Source organism: Microcystis sp. M53603_WE2 (assembly GCF_030065435.1).
The window spans coordinates 1-2,045 of sequence record NZ_JASJFF010000035.1 but is presented as its reverse complement, the minus strand read 5'-3'; the positions used below and the strand labels follow the sequence as shown (position 1 = coordinate 2,045).

The window sequence follows — 2,045 nt, the reverse complement described above, 5'->3', positions numbered from 1 at the left end:
CCCCACTCCCCACCCCTTACACCCTACACCCCTCACCCTACACCCCACACCCCACTCCCCACACCCCACTCCCCACTCCCCACACCCTACACCCCACACCCCACTCCCCACACCCCACACCCTACACCCCACTCCCCACACCCTACACCCCACTCCCCACTCCCCACACCCCCACTCCCTTCTTTACAAAACTTCATCGTAATTGGAGGGCTGGAAAGGGCAATCCTTGGGCAATAGGGGAAGGGAAAGCGGGGAAATATTAAAAAAAACTTAAAATTTTTATCTTGCTGCCCTTTATACCCTTAAAGCCTTGCTGTCTCTGATTTCCCGACGGTGAGAGGCTTTGAGCCATGGTCAGGAATTGATGACCAACTCGATCGAGTTATTGTTAAGTGACTGTTACAAAAAGACAGCAAAAAACTTAATAATATGTAACAAACAAAGTTTCGACAGCAGTGTATAAATTTAACTTGAGGGGCCAAGATAACAGACAAAAGTTAAGCTGGATACTTGTTTAACCTCCTTAGGTGATTTATGAGAGAGCCGTGAAGTTTTTTCAGGTTTCTTAAAGTAAATCGCAACAATCACGGTCAAGGCTCGTCCAGACTCACCGTGAAATCCCTTAAGAGGGAAAATTTTAATTGCAAGCAAATCCCATTTAAATTTAGGAGATTGTCACAATGTTTGACGCATTCACCCGGGTAGTATCCCAAGCTGATGCTCGCGGCGAATATTTAAGCTCTTCCCAACTAGACGCTCTGAGCGCCATGGTTGCCGACAGCAACAAACGGATGGACTCTGTTAACCGGATCACCAGTAACGCTTCCACCATCGTTGCCAACGCCGCTCGTAGCCTGTTCGCTGAACAGCCCCAACTGATCACCCCCGGTGGTAATGCCTACACCAGCCGTCGTATGGCCGCTTGCTTACGCGACATGGAAATCATCTTGCGCTATGTTACCTACGCTACCTTCTCTGGCGACGGCAGTGTTCTCGATGATCGTTGCTTAAATGGTCTGCGCGAAACCTATGTAGCTTTAGGAGTACCAGGAGCTTCCGTAGCTGCTGGCGTAAGCAAAATGAAAGAAGCGGCTTTATCCATTGCTAACGATCGCAACGGTATCACCCCCGGCGATTGCAGTGCTTTAATGTCTGAAATTGCCAGCTACTTCGACCGCGCCGCCGCTGCTGTCGCCTAGTCCCTGGGGCTAGTCTCAATTAAACCGTAGGAAACTTATTGCAAGATTATTGGGAGATACCAAACAATGAAAACCCCCCTTACCGAAGCCGTAGCAGCCGCTGATTCTCAAGGTCGTTTCTTAAGCAGCACCGAAATCCAAACTGCTTTCGGTCGTTTTCGTCAAGCTTCTGCTGGCCTCAGCGCCGCTAAAGTGTTGACCGAAAGAGCCAGTTCTTTGATCTCTGGTGCTGCTCAAGCCGTGTACAACAAGTACCCCTACACCACCCAAATGCAAGGGGCTAACTTTGCGGCGGATCAACGCGGTAAAGAAAAATGCGCTCGTGACATCGGTTACTACCTCCGCATGGTGACCTACTGCTTAGTTGCTGGTGGAACCGGTCCGATGGACGAGTACCTCATCGCTGGTATCGACGAAATCAACCGCACCTTCGACCTGTCTCCTAGCTGGTACATCGAAGCTCTCAAATATATCAAAGCCAACCATGGTTTAAGTGGCGACCCTGCGGTAGAAGCCAACTCCTATATCGACTACGCTATCAACGCTCTCAGCTAGTCCAATCGAAAAAACTGCTGGTCTGGAAAGACAGGAGGTTGTTAGCAAAAGGGTTAGCAATCACCTGTTCTTCCAGACCTTGTTATATCCATCGTCAAGGCGGCCAAGTAATCGAACTGATCCTCCCCTAGTTTTGAGGGGTCAGAAAACGATCATTTTTTTGTAGGAGAACTTTAGTGGCAATTACTACCTCAGCTTCCCGTTTAGGGACAACCGCTTTTAGCGAGGTTGCTCCCGTGGAATTACGTCCCGATTGGTCTCGTGATGACGCACAGGCGGTTATTCGCGCTG

At 49.6% G+C, this 2,045-nt stretch carries 3 protein-coding genes and 1 pseudogene; all 4 read left to right on the top strand.

The features are described 5' to 3' along the window. A partial coding sequence (locus PX481_RS00845; protein ID WP_288093151.1) for a hypothetical protein occupies window positions 1-202 on the top strand: 202 nt, incomplete at its 5' end. A gap of 478 nt (window positions 203-680) precedes the next feature. Beyond that, complete coding sequence (gene cpcB, locus PX481_RS00840; RefSeq protein WP_002735500.1) at window positions 681-1,199, top strand: C-phycocyanin subunit beta; 519 nt, start codon at window positions 681-683, stop codon at window positions 1,197-1,199. A gap of 66 nt (window positions 1,200-1,265) precedes the next feature. After that, the gene (gene cpcA / locus PX481_RS00835; protein ID WP_002759025.1) at window positions 1,266-1,754 is read left to right on the top strand and encodes a C-phycocyanin subunit alpha; all 489 of its coding nucleotides are present in this window, start codon (window positions 1,266-1,268) and stop codon (window positions 1,752-1,754) included. A 176-nt stretch (window positions 1,755-1,930) separates the two neighbouring features. Then, window positions 1,931-2,045: pseudogene (locus tag PX481_RS00830) on the top strand (photosystem I reaction center subunit XII); the annotation flags it as partial.